Source organism: Nocardioides carbamazepini, assembly GCF_024614185.1.
In the GTDB taxonomy this organism is placed as follows: Bacteria; Actinomycetota; Actinomycetes; order Propionibacteriales; family Nocardioidaceae; genus Nocardioides; species Nocardioides carbamazepini.
In genome coordinates, this window is sequence record NZ_JAHTLF010000018.1 from 345,821 (window position 1) to 366,414 (window position 20,594).

A 20,594-nucleotide genomic window follows, 5' to 3' on the forward strand; every position below is an offset into this window, starting at 1 on the left:
CACCGGCGCGGTCGTCTGCGACAACACCGCCGCACCCCGCCCCGTCGCTCATCGACCCCGGCCCCCCGCCGCCCCGCCGCCGATGCACCACGGTCTCCCCCCCACCCGCCGCCCATTCACGCCGCAGCAACCCCCCCCCGGCCCCCATCCACCGCGCGGGATTACAAACTGCCCCGGGTCGACGCGTTCTCAGGTTCAATCTGCGCCGGGTCGGCGCGTTCTCAGGTTCAGTCTGCGCCGGGTCGGCGCGTTTCCACATTCAGTCTGCGCCGGGTCGCGGCATCAGGGACAGCACGGCAGCGACGGCGCAGAGGGCCGCGCCGCCCCACCAGGCCCAGGTGTACGCGCCGAGGGTGTCGCGGATGATCCCGGCACCGAGAGCGGCGGCGGCCGCACCGAGCTGGTGGGCGGCGAAGACCCAGCCGAAGACGATGGTGCCGCGCTCACCGAAGGCCTCGCGGCACAGCGCGGCGGTGGGCGGCACGGTCGCGACCCAGTCGAGGCCGTAGATCACGATGAACAGCACCATGCTGGGATGTACGGCGTCCGCGAGCAGGCTGGGCAGCAGGAGCAGGCCCAGGCCGCGGAAGAGGTAGTAGGCGACGAGCAGCACGCGCGGGTCGAACCGGTCGGTGAGCCAGCCGGAGGCGATGGTGCCGACGATGTCGAAGACGCCCACCACCGCCAGCAGCCCGGCCGCGGTGGTCGCGGACATCCCGTGGTCGTGGGCCGAGGGGATGAAGTGGATGCCGATCAGGCCGTTGGTCGTCGCCCCGCAGATCGCGAAGGCACCGGCGAGCCCCCAGAAGGAGCGGGTACGGGCGGCGTACCCGAGGCCCTCGAGCGCGCGCCGGGTCGCGCTGCCGGTGACCGGTGGCGCGGGGGCCCAGGACGCGTCGGCGCCGTAGGGCAGGACGCCGCGGTCCGCGGGGTGGTCGCGCAGCACCACCCACACCACGGGTACGACGGCCAGCGCGGCCGCCGCGATGACGAGCGATGCCGGGCGCCAGCCCGCGCCCTCGGCCAGCGCCGCGACGATCGGCAGGAAGATCAGCTGGCCCGTCGCGGAGCCCGCGGTCAGCACACCCATCACCAGGCCGCGGCGCCGCTCGAACCAGCGGTTCGCGATGGTCGCGGCGAAGACCAGCGCCATCGAGCCGGTCCCGAGGCCGATCAGGATGCCCCAGCTCACGAGCAGCTGCCAGGACGCGGTCATCAGCACGCTGCCGCCCGCGCCGAGCGCGACCAGGGTGAGCGCGGCGGCGACCACGTGTCGGATGCCGAACCGGTCCATCAGCGCGGCCGCGAACGGCGCGGTCAGCCCGAACAGGACGAGGTTGATGCTGACCGCCAGCGACATCACGCTGGTCGACCACCCGAACTCGTCGTGCAGCGGCACCATCAGCGCGCCCGGGGCGGCGCGGAAGCCGGCGGCGCCGATGAGCGCGAGGAACGCGACAGCCGCCACGGCCCACGCGGGGTGGAGGCCGCGGCGCGTGGCGGGCCGGGCGGTCGTCGAGGTCATCGCAGCAGGCTTTCTTGAGCGAAGTCAGAGCGGTACGCTAGCACGCATGGCGCTGCGCTCCGACTGGTCGGCCGACCACTGTCCCGTCCGCCGCTCCCTCGACGTCCTCGGCGACCCGTGGCTGCTGCTGATCGTGCGCGACGTGCTGCACGGCAGCGGTCGGTTCGAGCAGCTGCGCGACAACCTCGGGATCTCCGAGGCGGTGCTCAGCCGCCGGTTGCGCGCGATGCGCGAGGCGGGCCTGCTCGACACCGTCGACTACGTGCGCGACGGCCGCACCCGGCAGCGGTACGTCGCCACCGAGGCCGCCGCCGACCTGCTCCCCCTCCTCCAGCAGCTCGCGCTCTGGGGCGAGAAGCACACCCGCCTGCCCGAGGGCGGCGCGCACATGGCGCTGCGCCACGAGACCTGCGGCCAGGAGACGACCCGGGCCGAGACCTGCAGCGCCTGCGGCGAACGCCTCCGGCCCGAGGACATGACCTGGGTCAAGCCCTGGCGCCAGGCCGAGCACCGGCTGCGGGCCGCCGGCTCCTGAACCTCACACGCCGCCGCCCAACGTCAGTCCACCGTCGACGACGAGGGCCTGGCCGGTGACCCAGCCGGCGTCGTCCGAGCCGAGATAGGCGACCGCGGCCGCGATGTCCTCCGGCTCGCCGATCCGCCCCAGCGGGTAGCCCGCGGCCACGTCCTCCTCCCGACCGTCGTAGAGCGGGGTCGCGAACCGGGTCCGTACGACGGCGGGCGCGACCGCGTTGACCCGGACGCGCGGCCCCAGCTCGGTGGCGAGCTGCTGGGTGAGGTGCAGCAACGCGGCCTTGCTGGCTCCGTAGAACCCGATGCCCTCGGCCGGTCGCACCCCCGCCACCGAGGCGACGTTGACGACGACGCCCCCGCGCTCGGCGAAGCTGGTCTCCCAGGCGCGCCGGGCCCAGCCGAGCGCACCCCACAGGTTGACGTCGAGGATGCGGCGGGCCGAACGCTCGTCCACCTCCAGCAGCGGGCCGTAGACGGGGTTGACGCCGGTGTTGTTGACCAGCACGTCGACCGGCCCCCAGCGTCGCGCGGTCTCCTCGAAGGCACGCTGCTGGTGCTCGGCGGCGTCGGCCGAGCCGGCCACGGCGAGGGCGACCTCGGGCCCGCCGAGCGCGTCGACGGCCTCCGCGAGCGGTCCCTCCTTGCGGGCGGTGATGCAGACGCGGGCGCCCTCCTCGACCAGGCGACGGGCGATCGCCAGGCCGATCCCCCGGCTGGCTCCGGTCACCAGCACCGTGCGGCCGTCGTACCGTCGGCCGTGGTGCGGCGCGGTCACGACAGCCGCTCCAGGATCATCGCCATGCCCTGGCCACCGCCGACGCACATGGTCTCGAGCCCGAACTGCTGGTCGCGGGTCTGCAGCCCGTTGATCAGCGTCGTCGCGATCCGGGCCCCGGTCATGCCGAAGGGGTGGCCCAGCGCGATCGCGCCGCCGTGGACGTTGAGGCGGTCCTCGTCGACGCCCAGCTCGCGCGCCGACGGGATGACCTGCGCGGCGAAGGCCTCGTTGATCTCGACCAGGTCGATGTCGCCGATGCTCATGCCGGCCAGGGCCAGCGCCCGCCGGCTCGCCTCGACCGGACCGAGGCCCATGATCTCCGGGGAGAGGCCGGAGACGCCGGTCGCCACGATCCGGGCGAGGGGCGTCAGGCCGAGGTCCCTGGCCCTGGTGTCGCTCATCACGACCAGCGCGGCGGCGCCGTCGTTGAGCGGGCAGCAGTTGCCGGCGGTGACGGTGCCGTCGGGACGGAACACCGGCTTGAGCTGCGCGACCCCCTCGACCGTCGTCCCGGGCCGCGGGCCGTCGTCGGCGCGGACGACCTGGCCGTCGGGCAGGGTCACCGGAGTGATCTCCCGCTCGAAGAAGCCGGCGGCGATCGCGGCCTCGGCGCGCTGGTGGCTGCGCGCGCCGAACTCGTCCTGCTCGCGGCGGGTGACGCCGGTGAGCTGCGCGACGTTCTCGGCCGTCTGCCCCATCGCGATGTAGAGGTCCGGCAGCGCGCCGGTCTCCCGCGGGTCGGTCCAGCGCTCGGCGCCCTCGGCCGTGCGGGCCGTGGTGCGCGCCTCGGCCTCCGTGAAGAGCTGGTTGTGGGTGCCGGGGTTCTCGTCGGCCATGCCGTGGCCGAACCGGCTCACGGTCTCGACCCCGGCGGACACGAAGACGTGCCCCTCGCCGGCGCGGATGGCGTGCAGCGCCATCCGCGTGGTCTGCAGGCTCGAGGAGCAGTACCGGTTCACGGTGACGCCCGGCAGGTGGTCCATGCCGGCCAGTACGCCGACGGCCCGGCCCAGGTTGTAGCCGCCCTCGCCCGCCGGCTGGGCGGTGCCGAGCATCAGGTCGTCCACCTCGCGGGGGTCGAGCTCGGGCACCTTCGCCAGGGCCGCGCGGACCATCTGCGCGGCGAGGTCGTCGGGGCGGAGGTCCCGCAGGGACCCCTTGCCCGCACGGCCGATCGGGGAGCGGGCGGTGGAGACGATGACGGCTTCGGGCATGACGGGTCCTCCGGATCGCGATTCGATGTCCGACCAGTGAGTCATATTTTCGACTAAGCGGTCGCTCACGTATTGTCGGCACGTCCGACGGCCTCCGTCAAGGCACACGGAGAAACCGAGGACGCCGACGAGGAGGGCCGATGACCGCCGGACCGACCGACGCAGCACCACCGTCTCGACACGCCTACGCCGAGGACCTGACGCCCGGCACGGCGTACCGGCTGGGGCGGCACACGCTCACCGAGGACGACATCGTCGGCTTCGCGCGCGCATGGGACCCGCAGCCCTTCCACGTCGATCCGGCGCAGCGCGCGCACCCACGCTTCACGGGCGTGATCGCCAGCGGGATCCAGTCACTCGCGGTCCTGCAGCGCCTGTGCGTGGACGGGGTCTACTCGACCTGGCAGGTGGTCGCGGGACGCGCCCTGACCGACGTGGTCTTCCTCCGTCCCGTCCGGCCGGGAACGGTGCTGACCGGCGTCGCCCGGGTCGAGTCCGTGACACTGGACCGGCCGGCCATGGGCCTGGTCCGGCTCGCGTGCACCTTGACCTCCGCGTCCGGCGAGGAGCTCCTCACCGGGGTCGCGGAGACGTACGTCGCCCGGCGCGTGCCGGTGCCGCCTCACTGACCGGGCAGGAGCAGCTCCAGCTGGCGGGTGTGATGACGGATGGCGCGCGCGTGGTAGGCGAGCGCGCCCGCACCGGGGTCGGACTCCTCGGCGTCCAGACCGGCCGAGGAGTCGAGCACGAGGCCGTGCAGCACCAGGTGCGAGAAGGTCTCGGCGATCTCGTCGGCGTTCTTGCCGACGCCCGGCCGGTACCACTTCCACAGCCAGTTGCACATGCCCACGATCCCGAACACCGCGAGGGTCTCGTCGACCGGCTCGAACGCCCCGGACGCGACCCCCTCGCGGACGATCTGGCGGACCAGGACGTCGTTGTCCCGCTTGAGCGCGCGGAACTCCTCCCGCACGTCCTCGGGCAGCTGCGCCTCCTCGCGGAAGGAGAGCGAGTACAGGTCGAGGTTGTCGACGATGGAGTTCAGGTGGAGCCGGACGAACGCGGCGAGCTTGGTCGCGGGATCGTCACCGGACTCCGCGATCGCGCGCGCCCGCTCGACCTCGTCGCGCGCCCAGTCCCCGAAGATGTGGCGCAGCAGGTCCTCACGACTCTGGTAGTAGTGGTAGAGCGCGGCCTTCGACAGGCCGACCTCGGCCGCGACCTCCTGCATCGTGACGCCACCGATGCCGCGCGTCTGGAACAGCCGGGCGGCAGCACCGGTGATCCGTTCGCGCATCACCGCGTTGCGCACCGACACGGCCGTGTCCTCTCCGGTCCGGTCAGAAACATCAGTCACAACTCCAGAAGATAGACGTAACAGCGGGCGGGCGCGCGCGGTGCCGAGGACTCAGGGGTGCTCGATCAGCTCCAGCTGGACGCCGTTGAGCTCGCGCGGGTGGATGAAGTTGACCGCCCCGAAGTCGCCGCGCACGGTCTCGGCGAGGAGCGGGGGCATCCCGAGGGCCCGCAGCTCCTCGACCGTCTCGTCGATGTCGTCGACCTTGGCCGAGAAGAGGAACACACCCTCACCGTTGCGCTCGAGGAACCGGGCGACCGAGGTGCCCTCCTGGGTCGAGGTGATCAGGTTGAGGATGAAGCCGTCGATGTCGATCCTGGTGCCCTCGAGGCCGGGGAAGGCGAACCCGTCGGCACCGACGTGCTCGCCCTTGACCCCGAAGAGCCGCTCGTAGCGGTCCGTCGCGGCGGGCAGGTCACGGACCGCGATGTTGATGCCGTTGACTGAAACGCTCATGCCGGGTTGTTCTCCTGTGTCGGTTGGTTGGTTGCGTTGGGACGGGCGGCGCTCACACGCTCACGCCCAGGACGTCGTGGTAGGTCTGGTCGAGCTCGGAACCCGCGCAGCGCGCGACGACCCGGCCGCGCTGCATGACCAGGCCGTGCTCGACATCGATGCGCAGGGTCGCCAGGGACGGCTCCGCGATCAGTACGGCGGCACCGTCGGCGGCCACCTCGCGCACGGTCGCCATCAGCTCGTCGACGATGCTGGGCGCGAGGCCCAGCGCCGGCTCGTCCAGCAGCAGGACCTGGGGGGCCGACATGAGCGCCCGGGCGATGGCGAGCATCTGCTGCTCACCGCCGCTGAGCAGCCCGGCCAGCACCTTCCGCCGGGTCCGCAGGATGGGGAACCGGTCGAGAGCCGTCCCGATGGTCTCCCTCGGGAGCTTCAGCGAGTCCGCGATGACGGCGAGGTTCTCCTCCACCGACAGCGACCGGAACACGTGGCGCCCCTGCGGGACGAGGCTGACTCCGCGCGCGGTCCGCGCGTTGGGGCCGAGGCCGTCGAGGCTCTCACCGGCGAGCCGCACCGACCCGCCGGCCCCGCGCACGCCGCCGATGAGGGCGTGCAGCAGGCTCGACTTGCCGGCTCCGTTGGGCCCGAGCAGGGCGGTGACGGCCGACGCCGGACACGACAGGTCGGCGTCGTCGACCGCCCGCGCCTTGCCGTAGGTGACGCCGATGCCCTCGGCGGACAGGAGTGGCTGGCTCATCGGACTCGCTCTCCCAGGTAGACACTGCGGAAGACCTCGCTGCGCTGGCACTCGGCCGGGGTGCCGACGAACGCGATCACGCCCTTGACGAGCAGGCTGACCCGGTCGACGAGACCCAGCACCACGTCGACGTTGTGGTCGACGAGGAGCACGCTGTGCTCGGCGGCACGCAGGCGGCGCAGGGCGGCGAGCGTGGCGTCCAGGCCACGGTCGCCGACTCCGGGGAACGGCTCGTCGAGCAGCATCAGCGAGGGCGACCCGACCAGGGCCCGCGCCACCTCGACCAGGCGCATCTCGCCGAAGGACAGCGACCCGACCAGCCGGTCGAGCCGGTCCAGGCCCACCGCCTCCGCGGCGGCGACCACCCGTGGGTCGACCGAGCGATGCGGCGTGAGGATGTCGCGGGCGAGCCGGCCGAGGATCCGGGGCAGTCCGGCGAGCTCCTGGCCGGCGAGGCCGAGCGAGATGTTCTCCGCAACGGTCAGGGCCGCGGAGACCTGCGGCTGCTGGAACGTGCGCGCGAGGCCGCTGCGACTGCGCCGGCCGGGGCTGCCCGTCAGGGTCCGGTCTCGCAACACGATCTCGCCCGCGTCCTGGCGGTTCTGACCGCACAGGATGTCGATCAGGGTGGACTTCCCGGCGCCGTTGGCCCCGATGAGGCCGTGGATCTCACCCGGGGTGACCACGAGGTCGACACCGCGGAGCACCTCGACGCCGCCGTAGCTCTTGGTGACGCCGCGAACCTCCAGCAATGCGGTCATGCCGACACCACCTTCTTCTCGTCCGTCGGATGGTCGGCCGGCTGGGCCGGGCCCCGCCGGCGTCGCAGTCGCTCCCCGATCCGGTCCGAGCCCGCGGCCAGCAGGCCGAGCAGGCCCGCGGGCGCCAGGGCCAGCGCGAGCAGGGTGAGGGCGCCGAAGGTCAGCGCGCCGGGGCCCTTCAGGAAGGTGAAGGCCTCGGTGAAGCAGATGACCAGGACGGCACCCAGGAAGGCCCCCCACGGCGTGCGCAGGCCGCCGAGCACGGGCATGAACAGCACCAGGAACGCCACCGAGACCGTGAACGAGTCGGGCAGCACGAAGCCGTTGAGGTAGGCGAAGAAGCATCCGCCGAGGGTCGCCACCCCGGCACCGACGGTGAGGGTGAGCAACGAGGACACCCGGGGCGGGAAGCCGGCGGCCGCGGCGGCGGCCGGCGCGTCCTGCTGGGCGCGGAGGGCGACGCCGACCGACGTACGCCGCGCCCGGCCGATCGCGACGCAGATCGTCCACAGCGCGAGCGCGCCGAGCACCACCATCGCGTCCCGGTCCGGCACCCAGCCGAACAGCTCCGGGGGGCGGACGCCCCCGAGGCCGAGCACGCCGCCGGTCAGCTCGTCCTCCGACAGGATCCACTGCCGGACCGCGATGCCGAACAGGAGAGTGGACACCGCGAGGTGGAAGCCGGTGAGCCGAACCGTCGCCAGCCCGAGCGCGAGCGCGGCCGCCATCGAGACCGCCACAGCGACAGGTACGGCGTAGAGGCTGGCGGATGTCGTCTCGTTGGACCAGATCACCACGGCGTAGGCGCCGATAGCGAAGTAGGCGTTGTAGGCGAGGGACAGCTGCCCGGTGAGCGCGAGCGGCAGGTACATGCCGACGGCGAGGAAGGCGTAGGTGAGCGCCAGGATCGCCAGCTCCTGGCGGTAGGCGCTGCTGCCGGCGTAGAGCAGGCCGAGCACCACCAGCACCAGTGCGACGGAGGAGCCGCTGAAGGCGGCGCGTCGTAGGCGGTCGATCATGTCCGCTCCTTCACGGCGAAGAGGCCCTTGGGTCGGAAGGTGAAGACGACGAGGACCAGCGCGAGCAGCATGTAGTCGCGCACGTCGTTGCCGAGCACCCGGGCGCTGAGGGCCTCGAGGAACCCGAGGAGGGCACCTCCCGCGAGGGGCGCCCAGACATGGGCGGTGCCGCCGAGCACGAGTGCGATGAACCCCAGCAGGGTGAAGGACGTCCCGGCCTCGACCGTCAGCGCCGACTGCGTCGTGGCGAGCACGCCCGCGACGCCGGCGGCCAACCCGGCCACGACCATGCCCATGGTGCGCACCCGGGCCACGGGCAGGCCGAGCACCTCGGCCGCGCCGGGGTTGTCGCCGACCGCGCGGAGCATCCGGCCGAACCGGGCACGCGAGAGCCACCAGGCGACGGCGCCGAAGACCGCAAGGGTGAGGGCGACGGTCAGCAGGGCCTGGTGCGGGACCCGGGTGTCCCCGATCCGCACGCCGCCGTCCAGCCAGGTGATCACGAGGGAGGGCTGCCGCCCGAACAGCAGTCCCGCCCCCTGCTCGATCACGAAGAGGACCGCCACGATGGCGATCTCGATCGTCGCCAGCCCGGACTGCCGCCGTTCCATCACGCGGACGACGATCAGCTCGGTGGCCACGGCGAGCACCACCGCCGCGAGCAGGCCCGCGACCACCGCACCGGGCGTCGGCCATCCCCGCGCGACGAGGTAGGCGATCCCGATGCCGGCGAACACGCCGTAGCCGCCCACCGCGAAGTTGACCAGCCGGGTCGCCCGCACGATCAGGAAGTAGCTGAGCGCGAGGGTGGCGTAGAGGCAGCTCGCCAGCGCGCCCGAGACGAGAACCTGCAGGTCCATGGGGTGCTACTCGGCGGCCGGCTGCAGCTCGGCCGGCAGCTTGCTGGGCTTGCCGTCGGCGAACGCGACGACGACGTTCTGGTCGGCCCGGGAGCCGTTGTGCCGGTCCGCGGCGAAGGAGTAGCGGAAGCTCTCCTGGCCGGTCGCCCCCGGGAAGTCGGTGATCTTCTCGAGCGCCGCCACCGCCTTGGCGCCGTCGAGCTCGCCGGCGTCCTCGAACGCCTTCTTGGTCAGCAACAGCGCGTCCCAGACCGAGGTCTGGATGAACGTCAGGTGCTCGTCGTTGCCGCCGTCGGCCAGCAGCTGGCCGACCTCGACGGCGCGCGGGTTGGTGGGCGAGAGGGGATCGACGACCAGCACGCCGTCGATGGCCGGGCCCGCGATCTCCCAGGCGCGCGGCTGCGCGGTGAGGGAGTTCTGGGACCACACCGGCACGGTCGACCCCGCCTGACGCAGTCCCTTGAAGAGGGCACCCGACTCCGCGGCCTGCTGGGTGGCGTCGAACACGACGTCCGGGTCCTTCTCCAGCACGCGGGCGACCGGGGCGGTGACGTCGCGGCCACCGGCCGCGAGCGTCTCCTCGGCGACGACCTGCAGTCCGGCCTTCTCCGCGACGGCCTTGTAGGCGTCCGCGACCGCCACCGAGGTCGCCGTCTCCTCGTCGAAGAACGCGATCGTCCGGTAGCCGGCGTCCTCCCACGCATCGACGTAGACCTGGGCGGACAGGCTCGACGGGGGTGCCGCGGTGAAGACGAACTCGTTGTTGGGCTCCTCGACGATCGCGGCGTTCACGTTGGTCGGCGCGAAGCAGAAGATCTTCTCCTGGGTGCACACCGAGCGACCCTGGAGCGTGGAGCTGGAGCCGGAGGTGAAGTAGATGACGTCGGCGCCCCGGTCGATGAGCGAGCGCACCTTGAGCGTGGTGTTGTTGGGGTTGTTCTGGTCGTCCTCGAAGAGGAGCTCGACGTCCTGGCCGAGGATGCCCTTCTCGGTCCCGACCAGCTCGGTGCCGTAGCCGGTCTCTCCGTCGTTGAGGGCCTTCACGAAGACCTTCAGCGCACCGACCGACGTCTGCGAGTAGAAGGTCGAGCCGCCCGACTTGTCCTCGATCACGCCGATGACGAACGCGTCGTCACCGCCGTCCGCACCGCTGTCGCCACACGCCGCCGTCAGTCCGGCGGACGCCAACAGACCCGCCGCCAGCAGGCCGCTGCGCCATGTCTTCCTCATCTCGATCCCTCTCGGCTAGTCACCGGGCCATCCCGAATCCAACCCGTTGGTCGCTTTTTCGACCAAGTCGTCGATACTCTGAGTGACGCACGGCACAGTTGTCAACCGCGACACTGCGCCTGGATCGTCTTCTTGACGCGAGAGCCGGCTCACATTACCGTCCGAACAGTCGGAAAACCGACCACCTAGTCAGCCATGAGTCGAGTACGCAGAAGGCAGGTCCCAGGCATGACGAGCACGTCGATCCCGTACTACTGGTCGTCGGTGGACTGGCCGGCGTTCATGGCGGACTTCCCGCCGCCGCCCCACTACGCCGACCACACGGCGGCGATGAGCGACGACGAGCTGCACGGCCTGCAGGAGACGCGCTTCCTCGCCCGCATGTCCGAGGCGTGGCAGATCCCCTTCTACCGCGACCGCTGGTCCGCGGCCGGGCTCGAGCCCGGTGACGTGCGCGGCCTCGACGACCTGGCCGCGATCCCGGCGTTCACGAGCGACGACCTGCGCGAGAGCATCGAGTCCGCGCCGCCGTTCGGCTCGCACCAGGCCTTCGCGCTGGACGACCCGACCCTGCCACTGAAGCTGCAGACCAGCGGCGGGACGACCGGCCTGCCCCGGCCGACGCTGTTCGACCCGATCGCCTGGGAGGTCCAGGCGGTCCAGTACGCCCGGGCCCTGTGGGCCCAGGGCGCCCGCCCCCACGAGCTGCTCCAGATCACGCTCACCAACAGCCTCGCCAATATCGCCTGGTGTGCGCACACAGCGGCCTACAACTGGCTGGGCGCGATCTCGATGACCACCGGATCCGGTCTGGTCACCGGCAGCCTGCGCCAGCTCGAGCTCGCCCGCGAATGGGGGACCACCGGCTGGGTCGCGTTCGGCGAGTACCTCAAGATCCTGGCCCAGACCGCCGACGAGGCCGGCATCGACCTCAAGCGGGACCTGGCCACCCGGTTCATCCACTCCTATCTCGGCGTCGACACGGCCGGCCACCTGCGCCGGCTGCTCGAGGAAACCTGGGGCGTGCCGGTCTACGACAACTACGGCACCCACGAGGTGGGCCTGATCGGGTTCGAGTGCGCCGAGCAGGACGGCATGCACATGAACGAGGACACGGCGGTGGTCCAGATCCTCGACCCGCAGACCGACGAGGTCCTGGGTCACGGCCAGACCGGCAACCTGGTTGTGACCAGCCTGCACCGCTCGGTGCCGCCGGTCATCCGCTACGACCTCAAGGACCTGATCCAGACCCGCCCGCGCGAGCTGTGTCCCTGCGGCATCCGGACCGCCAAGTTCTCCGGCTTCCTGGGACGCAGCGACGAGATGGTGAAGTTCCGCGCCAACAACGTCTTCCCGCGCGCGGCCCAGGACGTGGTCATGGGCGACGAGCGCACCACGGGCGAGTTCCTCTGCGTGGTCGGCGTCGAGGGCGAGGGGCTCGGCTCCCGCGAGGTGATGACGGTCCGCGTCGAGCAGCGCGTCCCGGGCCGCGACCCCGGGCTGCAGAAGGACATGGAGAACGGCATCAAGGCTGCGTTCGGCACCCGCGTGGGGGTGGAGCTGGTCCCCGCCGGGACGCTCGCGCCGTACACCGGCCTCGGTGGCGAGGGGAAGGTCAAGCGCCTCCTCGACCTGCGGCCCTGACCGCCGCGGGCGGAAGCCCGGCCCCTACCGTGGGGCCGTGTTCCTCTACGAGTTCGAGGGCCGTCGGCCCCAGGTCCACCCCGAGGCGTTCGTCGCGCCGACCGCGACGCTGATCGGCGACGTGCGCGTCGAGAAGGGCGCCAGCGTCTGGTACGGCGCCGTGCTGCGCGCCGACATCTGCACGATCATCGTGCGCGAGGGCTCGAACATCCAGGACAACTCCGTCGTCCACGGCGCCCCCGACGTGGTCGTCGACATCGGCCCGAACGCCACCGTCGCCCACGGCTGCGTGTTCCACGGCGACGCGATGGGCGAGAAGTCGCTGCTCGGCAACGCGAGCACCGTCTTGGACGGGGCCTCGATCGGTGCCGGCTCGCTGGTCGCCGCCGGTGCCGTCGTCACGCCCGGCACCGCGATCCCGGAGGGCGTGCTGGCGGCCGGCGCACCCGCCGAGGCGAAGAAGCCGATCGAGGGCACCGGCGCCCAGCTCTGGATCGAGACCAACGCTCCCTACTACGCCGAGCTCGCCCGGCGGCACCGCGCCGGCGTCGTACCGATCCAGTGAGATCGGTGCGATAGTCCCACCTGGCCGCCGGATCCGCCGTCACCTGGGATCCGCGGACGCCGGTACGCCCGCGTCACCACCCTTGCCGCCGCGACGGCCACCCGGACCATCGGCGCCGGGGGCGGGGCTGGGTCATCAAATCCGCCGCAGATGGCGCCGGCGCCACGACCCGGGTCAAGCCGTGGTCGGCCCAGGGCCGTCGCCGGACGCAGGCACCCACAGGCCGATCATGCGTGAATCACAGTTCACTTCAAAGAGTGGCGCCGCTTGACATTGGGGATGCCCCGAGGAATCGTATCCCATTCATACTTAACAATGGTTCACGTCAGGAGCAGCCGCCATGCGGATGACCCAGTCCCTTCACAACGCGGTGCAGCAAATCCCCGACGAGGTCGTCACGATCTTTTCGGGGAGCGTCGGCGCACGGTGGCCGAGTCGGTCGACCGGGTGGCGCGGCTCGGGGCGGCACTGCGCGACCTGGGCATCGATGACGGCGATCGCGTCGCCATCTACGGTCTGAACAGCGACCGTTACCACGAGGCACTGCTCGCCATACCGTGGGCCGGCGCGGTCCTGAACCCCGTCAACACCCGATGGAGCCCTCAGGAGATCGCCTACTCGCTGGTCGACTGCCAGAGCGACACACTGATCGTGGACGAGCACTTCGTGGATCTGGTGCCGGCCCTCCGCGCACAGGCCCCAACCTCCGCACGGTGATCCTCGCCGGCGACGGACACGCGCCGGAAGGCATGCTCTCCTACGAGGAGCTGGTCGCCACCCACGAGCCGGTCGAGGATGCCCACCGCGGCGGGGACGACCTGTTCGGCATCTTCTACACCGGCGGGACGACGGGCTTCCCGAAGGGCGTCATGCTCAGCCACTGGGCGTGCCTCACGTCGGCTATGGGCAGCCTGGTTACCACCGACATCCTCAGCCGCGGCGGTGTCCTGCTGCATGCCGCGCCGATGTTCCACCTTGCCGACCTCGCCTGGAACGTCGCCAACATGACCGGATCGACCCACGTCATGGTGCCGTCCTTCACCCCGGCGGTTCACCCAGGCCTACGGCATGACCGAGCTGGCGCCGGTGGCGACGCTGCTCACGGCCGACGACCACGACGACCCCGCGCTCGCTCGGTCCTGTGGCCGGGCCGCCGCCCACGCCGAGGTTCGGGTCGTCGACGACCGTGATCACGAACTCCCCACGGCGAGGTGGGCGAGATCGTGGTGCGCGGCGACCACGTGATGCAGGGGTACTGGAACAAGTCGGCGGAGACCGAGGTCGCGCTCCGCGGCGGCTGGATGCACACGGGGGATGCTGGCTACATGAATCACGACGGCTATGTCTTCGTCGTCGATCGGATCAAGGACATGATCGTCACCGGGGCGAGAACGTCTACACCGCCGAGGTCGAGAACGCCGTCGTGGCGCATCCTGCTGTCGCCCAGGCGGCCGTCATCGGCGTCCCGGACGACAGTTGGGGCGAGCGGGTCCACGCCGTCCTCGTCCTGGCGGCCGGCGCGGAGGTCACCGTCGAGGAGCTGCGCGACTTCTGCCGCGACCGGATCGCCAACTACAAGCTCCCCCGGCCGATCGAGGTCATCGAGGCACTGCCGGTGTCCGGCGCCGGCAAGGTGCTCAAGCGTGACCTGCGCAAGAAGCACTGGGAGGGCAGCGACCGCGGGATCGGATAACCGCGCATCTCCCACGGCGGCGAGCCCCTCAGACCGGCGTGGCGTCCATCGGTTCGCCCGGGCGGCGGAAGACGTGCAGGTCCGGATGGTCCGGCACGGCGAACTGGTCGACGACGCCGTGCAGCAGCAGGCGCGGCGCATGGAGATCCAGCGCGTCGATCGTCCAGCCGGAGTCGGACACGATGGTGCGCTCGTCGGAACGGTCTGAGTGGAGAATGACGTGCTCGCCCGCGACGGTGAACGTGCGGCCGTTCACCGCGGCCGCGGCATCGGTGCACAGCCAGACGGCGAAGACGGCGACCCGCTCGGGGGTGAACCGCTCCGGTGACAGTCCCCGGCTGGGGTGCACCCCCGTGGCGAGCTCCGTGATGCGGTGCCACGGCGCCATCACGTTCGCGTAGTCGCGGTAGGACCGGTTCAGCGCGATCGGCCGGAGCGCGTTGACGCGGATGCCGAACCGCGCCACCTCCTGGGCGGCCGAGCGCGTCATCCCCACCACCGCCTCCTTGGCCGACGCGTAGGGCACGTTGCCGGGATCGCCGAATCCGGAGCCCGAGGCGGTGTTGATGATCACGCCGTGGTGCTGACGCGCCATGTGCGGGACCACGTGGCGCATCATCGCGAAGTAGCCCTTCACGTTCACGTCGTAGGTGAGGTCCCACTGCTCCTCCGAGATCGCCCAGAGGTCGCCGGCGTACGCGGCGGTGGCGTTGTTGACCAGGATGTCCACCCGTCCGAAGGTGTCCAGGGCGAGCTGGACGATCTGCTCGGCGCCGTCCCAGGTCGCCGAGTCGCTGCAGGCGACCGCCGCGCCGCCCTGCGCCCGGATCTCCTCGGCCACCGCCTCGGCGTCCGCGGAGCGCCGGTGCGCGATGTCGTTGACGACCACGGCCGCGCCATGGCGCGCCAGCAGCAGGGCGTGCTCGCGCCCGATACCACCGCCGGCTCCGGTCACGATCGCCACCCGTCCGGCCAGCCTCGTCGAGCGCTGTTCCTCACTCACAGTTGCCATCCTCCGTCCACGACGAGCTCGGTGCCCGTGCAATAGGTCGCGTCGAGGGCCAGGAAGCCCACGGCACGCGCGATCTCCTCCGCCTCGGCCGTACGCCGCATCGGCAGCCGCGCGACCAGCTTGTCGAGCGTGCCCGCGGGCAGCGCATCGGTCATGTCGGTGCGCACCAGGCCGGGAAGGACCGCGTTCACCCGGATCCCGTCCACGGCCAGCTCGCAGGCCAGCGACCGCGTCAGGCCGCCGAGAGCGGCCTTGGCCGCGGCGTAGGCGGTGTCCCCCGGGCTGCCGATCCGCGCGACCACCGACGACACGACGGTCAGGCTGGGCGAGTGCCGGCTGCCTCGAAGCCGAGGGATCGCAGCACGACACAGCTGGGCGGTTCCGAGCACGTTCTGCTCCAGGACCGCTGCCCAGTCGCGCAGGTCCACGTCGGCAAGTCGACCTCCCCGCCACACCCCGGCGTTGGCGACGACATGGTCGAGCGCGCCGAAGGCGTCGACGGCGACCTCGACGGCGCGCGCGGCGGAGGCGTCGTCGCCCAACGCGTAGGACGTCTGCGCGACGCCTGCGCGAGGCTCGCGGTCATCCTCGACCGCCATGCGGCGCGAGGTCGCCATCACCTGGGCGCCCCGAGCCACCAGCTCGTCGACGATCGCCGCGCCGATGCCGCGCGATCCCCCCGACACCAGGACGGCGGGCCCGGTCCCGTGCTCACCCACCCCTGCCACCTTCCCTCGAACGCGAACGTCGACTCAGGTCAGCCGGCGCCGTTCAGGAGAAATAGAACCGCAGTCACAACACGAAAGTAAATACCCAATCAGGTCAATCGTGCGACAAGAGAATGTGGAGGGCCATCCGGCACGCATTGTCCTCGAACGAGCTTCTCGAGACCAGATGGGGGGTCGCGCTGAGGTCGCTGAGCAGCGTGAACACCAACAGGACCTTCAGTCGCGCCAGCCGTGGGTCCGACGCGGAATGGATCCGCCCCAGAAGAGCGATCCATTCCTCGAGATACTCTCGCTGGCCGGCACGGAGACGATCCCGGGAGTCGTCCTCGAAGTGCTGGGGAAGTCGTACGTCGATCCACGGATGCTCCAGTCGCAGGTGCGAGCGAAGGGCACCGGCCAGGGCGTCCTCCGGCGTCGCCGCGACGGCGAGTGCCTCGTCAAGCCCGAGCCACGCGGCGTGGACCCCGCGATCGACCACGGCCTGCCACAGATCCGCCTTGCTGGCGAAGTAGCCGTAGAGGTTCTGCCCCGTGACATCGACCGCCGCCCCGATGCTCGCCAAGGACGTGTCCGCATAGCCGAAGCGGCTGAACTGGTCGATGGCGGCGAGCAGCAGTCGCTCTCGCATCGACTGCGGAGCCAAACGCCGCCGACCCGGTGATCGTGGCTCTCCCGTGGGCACGAGGTCCGTCTCGGCTACGAGGCGCATGGCCTGGCTGACCACCCCCGCACGCACATCTGGAGACACGCTCACGACGGCACTGGCCAGGCCGGAGAGCAGCGACTGCAACGCCCAGGCGAGGAGGTCGAGCTGCCCGTCGTCGAGATCGGGGCGAAGGTCGCGCAGCGCCGGCAGGAAGGCCCGGGCCCATTTCCGCATCCTGGATCGCAACGCCGCCTGGCTCTCGGCCGGAAGATGACGCACCTCCCGACTCCACAGCTCCGCGACGTAGCGCCGGTCCCTGACCTTGCCGACGGCGTCGTCGACCAGCTCGGCGAAGGTCTCCCCGCGCGGAGGCGCGTCGAGGTAGTGGAAGCTGTCGTCGAACACCGACGCGAGGAGCACGGCCTTGTTGGCGAAGTGCCGGTAGAGCGCCCCCGCCGTGATGTCCACGCTCTCCGCGATCATCGCCATGGAGACGTTCGCATAGCCCTGCTCGACGAAGAGGTCGCGCGCGTTGACGAGGATCTGCGCCTTGCGGTCCTTGGGACGCTTGCGCGGCGTCGTCGCACTGCCACTCATGGCTCGGGACGCTACCAACGCCCCCTCCTCTGGGTTCGCAGACCCGCCCCGGCCGGGATGCGGGAGGTGTCCGGGATGGTCAGTCGCGCAGGATCGCCCGCGAGATGGCGAACTTGTGGACCTCGGTCGGGCCGTCGTACAGCCGGAAGGCACGCAGGTCGCGGAAGATCCCGGCGACCGGGGTCTCGTCGCTGATGCCCATGCCGCCCAGGATCTGGACACAGCGGTCGGCCAGCTTGTAGAGCTCCTCCGACACCATGGTCTTGACCATCGAGCTCTCGTGCCGGCCCTGGTGGCCCTGGTCGAGGGTCCAGCAGGCCCACCAGATCGCCAAGCGGCACTGCTGGAGCGCGATCTCGTTGTCGGCGAGCATGAACCCGACGCCCTGGTGCTGCCCGATCGGCTTGCCGAAGGCCGTGCGACGTTTGGCGTGGTCGACCGCGATGGAGTGCGCGCGCTCGGCGGCGCCCAACCAGCGCATGCAGTGGGTCAGCCGTGCCGGGGCCAGTCGGAGCTGGGCGTAGCGCAGCGCCTGGCCGACCTCGCCGAGCACCGCGGATGCCGGAAGGCGCAGGTCGTCGAACCGGACGACGCCGTGGCCGCCGACGTAGTTGCGGTCAATCGTGTCCATGGTCCGCTCGATCACGATCCCCGGGGTGTCGCCGTCGCACAGGAACAGCGTCGGTCCGTGCTCGGAGCTGCCGGGCTCGACCCGGGCCATGATGATCCAGACCCGTCCCCCGTCGGCACCGGTGATCAGCCACTTCCGGCCGTTGATGACGAACTCGGCGCCGTCGCGGACGGCGGTGGTGGTGAGCTGGCTCGGGTCGGCGCCGGCGCCGTCGGGCTCGGTCATGGCGAACACCGAGCGCTGGTGCCCCTCGATCACCGGGCGCAGGAAGGTCTCGGCCTGCTCGGGGCTGCACACCTTCCCGAGCAGGAACATGTTGCCCTCGTCGGGCGCGGCGCAGTTCAGCGCCACCGGTCCGATCGTCGACCAGCCGGCCGCCTCGAAGAGCACGGCCTGTTCGACGTGGCTGGGCGCCGTGCCGCCGTACTCGGCCGGCGCCTGGAAGGTCAGCAGTCCCGCCGCGCGGGCCAGCTCCACGAGCTCCTGGCGCAGCTCGTCGGAGGGTCCGTGGGCCGTGATCCGCGGGTCGGTCTCGTAAGGGACGACCTGCTCCGCCACGAACCGGCGGATCCGGTCGCGCCGCTCGGCGAGCTCGGCGGGGATCTCGAAGTCGATCATGGTGCTCCATTCATCGGGTCTGGTCAGGGGGCTCAGGGGTCGATCAGGCTCTGGGCGTGCTCGAAGAGCCGCCCGGTCCAGGCGTGCAGGCGCGCGCCGGTCTCGTAGGGGGCTCGGCCGGCCAGCGCACGCACCCAGGTGCCCTCGAGGAGGATGCCGAGCTTGAAGCAGGCGAGGACGACGTACCAGTCGAGCTCCTCCAGTGAGCGGTCGCTGCGCCGCGCGTAGCGCTCGACCAGCTGGTCACCGCTCGGGAGGCCCCCGGCCGCGAAGAGCAGCCCGCCGAACTCCGGCACGTCCGACAGCTGGCGGGTCGCCAGCACCCAGCCCAGGTCGAGCAGCGGGTCGCCGATCGTGCACATCTCCCAGTCGACGATGGCCGCGACCTCCGGCGCGGTCCGGGAGAACATGACGTTGGACAGGTGGTAGTCACCGTGCAGGATGCCCGGGCGCCACTGTCGCGGACGGTGCCGCTCCAGCCAGCGGGCCACGTCCTCCACCGGCCCGAACGCGGGCCCGGGGTACTCAGCGACCTCGTCGTACGTCGCCAGCTCGGCCAGCCAGCGACCGACCTGTCGCTCCAGGAAGCCGTCGGGCCGGCCGAAGTCGCCCAGGCCGACCGCCTGGTGGTCGACGCCGCCGAGCAGGGCGAGCGCGTCGACGAACCCGTAGGCCATCTGCTTCCGCACTGCCGGATCGGTGCGGTGCGGCTCGGGCAGCTCGACGGCCACGTTGAAGCCGTCGACCGGCTCCATCAGGTAGAAGACGGCGCCGCCGAGCACGGACTCGTCGGAGCAGGCGGCGATGAGCCGGGCATGCGGCACGGTCGTCCTGCCGAGCGCCTCCAGCAGGCGGAACTCCCTGCGGATCACGTCGTTGCTGCGCGGTCGCAGGTGCTCGGGTCCGCGGCGGAGCACGTAGTCGCGGCCGTCGCGCCGGAAGCGGACCATCACGTTCTGGGTGCCGCCCCGCAGCCGGGTCGCGTCCTGGAGCGGACCGGCCCCCAGGCCCAGTCCGCTCATCCAGTCCGCCACACGGTCGAGCCCGGTCATTGGCGAGTTCGCCAACTCGTTCGGCGTCATCCACACTCCCTGACGACGTCACGCAGGATCGCGGTGAGCTCGACGGGCGCGTCCAGCATGGGGTTGTGTCCGACGCCTTCCATCTCGATCACCGCGAGCGCGTCCGGGCCGAGCCGGTCGTGAGCCTGCGTGAACATCTCGTCGGTGGCCAGGCCCTCGGTCGGCCGGACGTAGTGCACCGGGCAGGCCGGACGCACGTCCAGCACGTCGCGGATCCGGCCGGCGTGGTGGAAGGCAGGGTCGAACTTCCAGCCATAGCCCCCGTCGTAGCGCCGGACCGAGTGTCGAGCGACATGGGCGCGGACCTCGGACGCCATCCGCCCCGAGTCGAGGATCGGACGGAATCGCTGCTCCACCTCCGCGGCGGTCGCCGCGTACCGGCGTGGCCGTCCGAGCGCCGGGGCGACGTCCGGCACCGGCGCGGCGTCGTTGATCGGCGAGTCGATCATCACCACTCCGGCCAGCTCGACGTCACCCGCGCGCGCCAGGAGTGCCGCGACCAGGCCGCCCATGCTGTGCCCGACCAGGAGCGGCACGCCCTGCACCTGCCGTACGACGGCGCGCACCTCCCCGACCCACAGTTGCTGCGTGTAGGCAGGCCGGTGGTCGCTGTCGCCGTGACCGCTGAGGTCGAGGGCGAGAACCGGTCCGGAGGTCAGGTGAGGGGCGACGGCATCCCACCAGCGGGCGTGGGCACCACCCCCGTGGACCAAGACGACCGGGTGCAGCCCGGGGTTGTCCCAGCGGCGTACGGCAACGGCGGCACCGGCGACCTCGAGGGACGAGGTCGTGACCGATCGGGCGAGCCCGAGGCGGAAGCGAGCCTCGTGCTGACGTGCATCGCATCCCGAACCTCCAGCCGCCGTCGCCGCGGTCGCCATCGTGTC

At 71.5% G+C, this 20,594-nt stretch carries 23 protein-coding genes and 1 pseudogene; 8 read left to right on the forward strand and 16 right to left on the reverse strand.

Features of this window, described 5'->3' with window-relative positions; translation table 11 throughout:
- Positions 1-259 precede the first annotated feature (259 nt).
- Entirely contained in the window at positions 260-1,525 is a 1,266-nt protein-coding gene (locus KVF89_RS20350) for an MFS transporter (protein WP_257428126.1), read from the reverse strand.
- 46 nt (positions 1,526-1,571) lie between these two features.
- On the opposite strand from KVF89_RS20350, the gene KVF89_RS20355 reads away from it, so the two are divergent.
- Entirely contained in the window at positions 1,572-2,060 is a 489-nt protein-coding gene (locus KVF89_RS20355) for a winged helix-turn-helix transcriptional regulator (protein WP_257428127.1), read from the forward strand.
- A 3-nt stretch (positions 2,061-2,063) separates the two neighbouring features.
- Here KVF89_RS20355 and KVF89_RS20360 read toward each other — a convergent pair whose 3' ends face one another.
- Complete coding sequence (locus tag KVF89_RS20360) at positions 2,064-2,834, reverse strand: SDR family oxidoreductase (RefSeq protein WP_257428128.1); 771 nt, start codon at positions 2,832-2,834, stop codon at positions 2,064-2,066.
- Positions 2,831-4,051, reverse strand: coding sequence for an acetyl-CoA C-acetyltransferase (locus KVF89_RS20365; protein WP_257428130.1), 1,221 nt, complete (start codon positions 4,049-4,051; stop codon positions 2,831-2,833). The genes KVF89_RS20360 and KVF89_RS20365 overlap by 4 nt, the downstream gene beginning before the upstream one ends.
- 140 nt (positions 4,052-4,191) lie before the next feature.
- Here KVF89_RS20365 and KVF89_RS20370 point away from each other — a divergent pair, with 140 nt between their 5' ends.
- Positions 4,192-4,680: a MaoC/PaaZ C-terminal domain-containing protein gene (locus KVF89_RS20370; RefSeq protein ID WP_257428132.1), complete on the forward strand. Its 489-nt coding sequence runs from the start codon at positions 4,192-4,194 to the stop codon at positions 4,678-4,680.
- On the opposite strand, the gene KVF89_RS20375 is transcribed toward KVF89_RS20370, so the two are convergent.
- The 7 genes from KVF89_RS20375 to KVF89_RS20405 all read right to left on the reverse strand — a co-directional run bounded on the left by KVF89_RS20375 (position 4,674) and on the right by KVF89_RS20405 (position 10,491).
- On the reverse strand, positions 4,674-5,369 hold the full coding sequence (locus KVF89_RS20375) for a TetR/AcrR family transcriptional regulator (RefSeq protein WP_257428133.1): 696 nt from the start codon (positions 5,367-5,369) through the stop codon (positions 4,674-4,676). The genes KVF89_RS20370 and KVF89_RS20375 overlap by 7 nt on opposite strands.
- Positions 5,370-5,459: 90 nt before the next feature.
- Positions 5,460-5,864, reverse strand: coding sequence for a VOC family protein (locus tag KVF89_RS20380; protein ID WP_257428135.1), 405 nt, complete (start codon positions 5,862-5,864; stop codon positions 5,460-5,462).
- A 52-nt stretch (positions 5,865-5,916) separates the two neighbouring features.
- The gene (locus tag KVF89_RS20385; protein ID WP_257428137.1) at positions 5,917-6,621 is read right to left on the reverse strand and encodes an ABC transporter ATP-binding protein; all 705 of its coding nucleotides are present in this window, start codon (positions 6,619-6,621) and stop codon (positions 5,917-5,919) included.
- Positions 6,618-7,382 carry an ABC transporter ATP-binding protein gene (locus KVF89_RS20390; protein ID WP_257428139.1) on the reverse strand — a complete coding sequence of 255 codons (765 nt, stop codon included), beginning with the start codon at positions 7,380-7,382 and terminating at the stop codon, positions 6,618-6,620. The genes KVF89_RS20385 and KVF89_RS20390 overlap by 4 nt, the downstream gene beginning before the upstream one ends.
- Positions 7,379-8,401: a branched-chain amino acid ABC transporter permease gene (locus KVF89_RS20395; protein WP_257428142.1), complete on the reverse strand. Its 1,023-nt coding sequence runs from the start codon at positions 8,399-8,401 to the stop codon at positions 7,379-7,381. The genes KVF89_RS20390 and KVF89_RS20395 overlap by 4 nt, the downstream gene beginning before the upstream one ends.
- Positions 8,398-9,261: a branched-chain amino acid ABC transporter permease gene (locus KVF89_RS20400; protein WP_257428144.1), complete on the reverse strand. Its 864-nt coding sequence runs from the start codon at positions 9,259-9,261 to the stop codon at positions 8,398-8,400. Before KVF89_RS20400 ends, KVF89_RS20395 begins: the two co-directional genes overlap by 4 nt.
- 6 nt (positions 9,262-9,267) lie before the next feature.
- Positions 9,268-10,491 carry an ABC transporter substrate-binding protein gene (locus KVF89_RS20405; protein WP_257428145.1) on the reverse strand — a complete coding sequence of 408 codons (1,224 nt, stop codon included), beginning with the start codon at positions 10,489-10,491 and terminating at the stop codon, positions 9,268-9,270.
- A 228-nt stretch (positions 10,492-10,719) separates the two neighbouring features.
- On the opposite strand from KVF89_RS20405, the gene KVF89_RS20410 reads away from it, so the two are divergent.
- From KVF89_RS20410 to KVF89_RS20430, 6 genes and pseudogenes are all read left to right on the forward strand, one after another.
- A complete protein-coding gene (locus KVF89_RS20410; RefSeq protein ID WP_257428146.1) occupies positions 10,720-12,135 on the forward strand; it encodes a phenylacetate--CoA ligase family protein in 1,416 nt (471 codons plus the stop codon).
- Between the two features lie 37 nt (positions 12,136-12,172).
- Positions 12,173-12,700 carry a gamma carbonic anhydrase family protein gene (locus KVF89_RS20415; RefSeq protein ID WP_257428147.1) on the forward strand — a complete coding sequence of 176 codons (528 nt, stop codon included), beginning with the start codon at positions 12,173-12,175 and terminating at the stop codon, positions 12,698-12,700.
- A gap of 315 nt (positions 12,701-13,015) precedes the next feature.
- Positions 13,016-13,417: an AMP-binding protein gene (locus KVF89_RS20420; protein ID WP_257428149.1), complete on the forward strand. Its 402-nt coding sequence runs from the start codon at positions 13,016-13,018 to the stop codon at positions 13,415-13,417.
- 32 nt (positions 13,418-13,449) lie between these two features.
- Positions 13,450-13,684, forward strand: a pseudogene (locus KVF89_RS30615) (AMP-binding protein); the annotation flags it as partial.
- An 84-nt stretch (positions 13,685-13,768) separates the two neighbouring features.
- The gene (locus tag KVF89_RS30620; protein WP_372497950.1) at positions 13,769-13,945 is read left to right on the forward strand and encodes a hypothetical protein; all 177 of its coding nucleotides are present in this window, start codon (positions 13,769-13,771) and stop codon (positions 13,943-13,945) included.
- The gene (locus KVF89_RS20430) at positions 13,887-14,393 is read left to right on the forward strand and encodes an AMP-binding enzyme (RefSeq protein ID WP_257428151.1); all 507 of its coding nucleotides are present in this window, start codon (positions 13,887-13,889) and stop codon (positions 14,391-14,393) included. Before KVF89_RS30620 ends, KVF89_RS20430 begins: the two co-directional genes overlap by 59 nt.
- Before the next feature lie 28 nt (positions 14,394-14,421).
- On the opposite strand, the gene KVF89_RS20435 is transcribed toward KVF89_RS20430, so the two are convergent.
- The 6 genes from KVF89_RS20435 to KVF89_RS20460 form a co-directional block, all read right to left on the reverse strand.
- A complete protein-coding gene (locus KVF89_RS20435; protein WP_257428153.1) occupies positions 14,422-15,396 on the reverse strand; it encodes an SDR family NAD(P)-dependent oxidoreductase in 975 nt (324 codons plus the stop codon).
- Positions 15,393-16,124 (reverse strand): SDR family NAD(P)-dependent oxidoreductase, encoded by a 732-nt coding sequence (locus KVF89_RS20440; RefSeq protein ID WP_257428154.1) that lies wholly within the window; start codon positions 16,122-16,124, stop codon positions 15,393-15,395. Before KVF89_RS20440 ends, KVF89_RS20435 begins: the two co-directional genes overlap by 4 nt.
- Before the next feature lie 103 nt (positions 16,125-16,227).
- The gene (locus tag KVF89_RS20445; RefSeq protein WP_257428156.1) at positions 16,228-17,376 is read right to left on the reverse strand and encodes a TetR/AcrR family transcriptional regulator; all 1,149 of its coding nucleotides are present in this window, start codon (positions 17,374-17,376) and stop codon (positions 16,228-16,230) included.
- Positions 17,377-17,455: 79 nt separating this feature from the next.
- On the reverse strand, positions 17,456-18,625 hold the full coding sequence (locus KVF89_RS20450) for an acyl-CoA dehydrogenase family protein (RefSeq protein ID WP_257428163.1): 1,170 nt from the start codon (positions 18,623-18,625) through the stop codon (positions 17,456-17,458).
- A gap of 32 nt (positions 18,626-18,657) precedes the next feature.
- Positions 18,658-19,707: a phosphotransferase family protein gene (locus KVF89_RS20455; RefSeq protein ID WP_257428164.1), complete on the reverse strand. Its 1,050-nt coding sequence runs from the start codon at positions 19,705-19,707 to the stop codon at positions 18,658-18,660.
- A complete protein-coding gene (locus tag KVF89_RS20460; RefSeq protein ID WP_257428166.1) occupies positions 19,704-20,588 on the reverse strand; it encodes an alpha/beta fold hydrolase in 885 nt (294 codons plus the stop codon). Before KVF89_RS20460 ends, KVF89_RS20455 begins: the two co-directional genes overlap by 4 nt.
- Between the last annotated feature and the right edge of the window lie 6 nt (positions 20,589-20,594).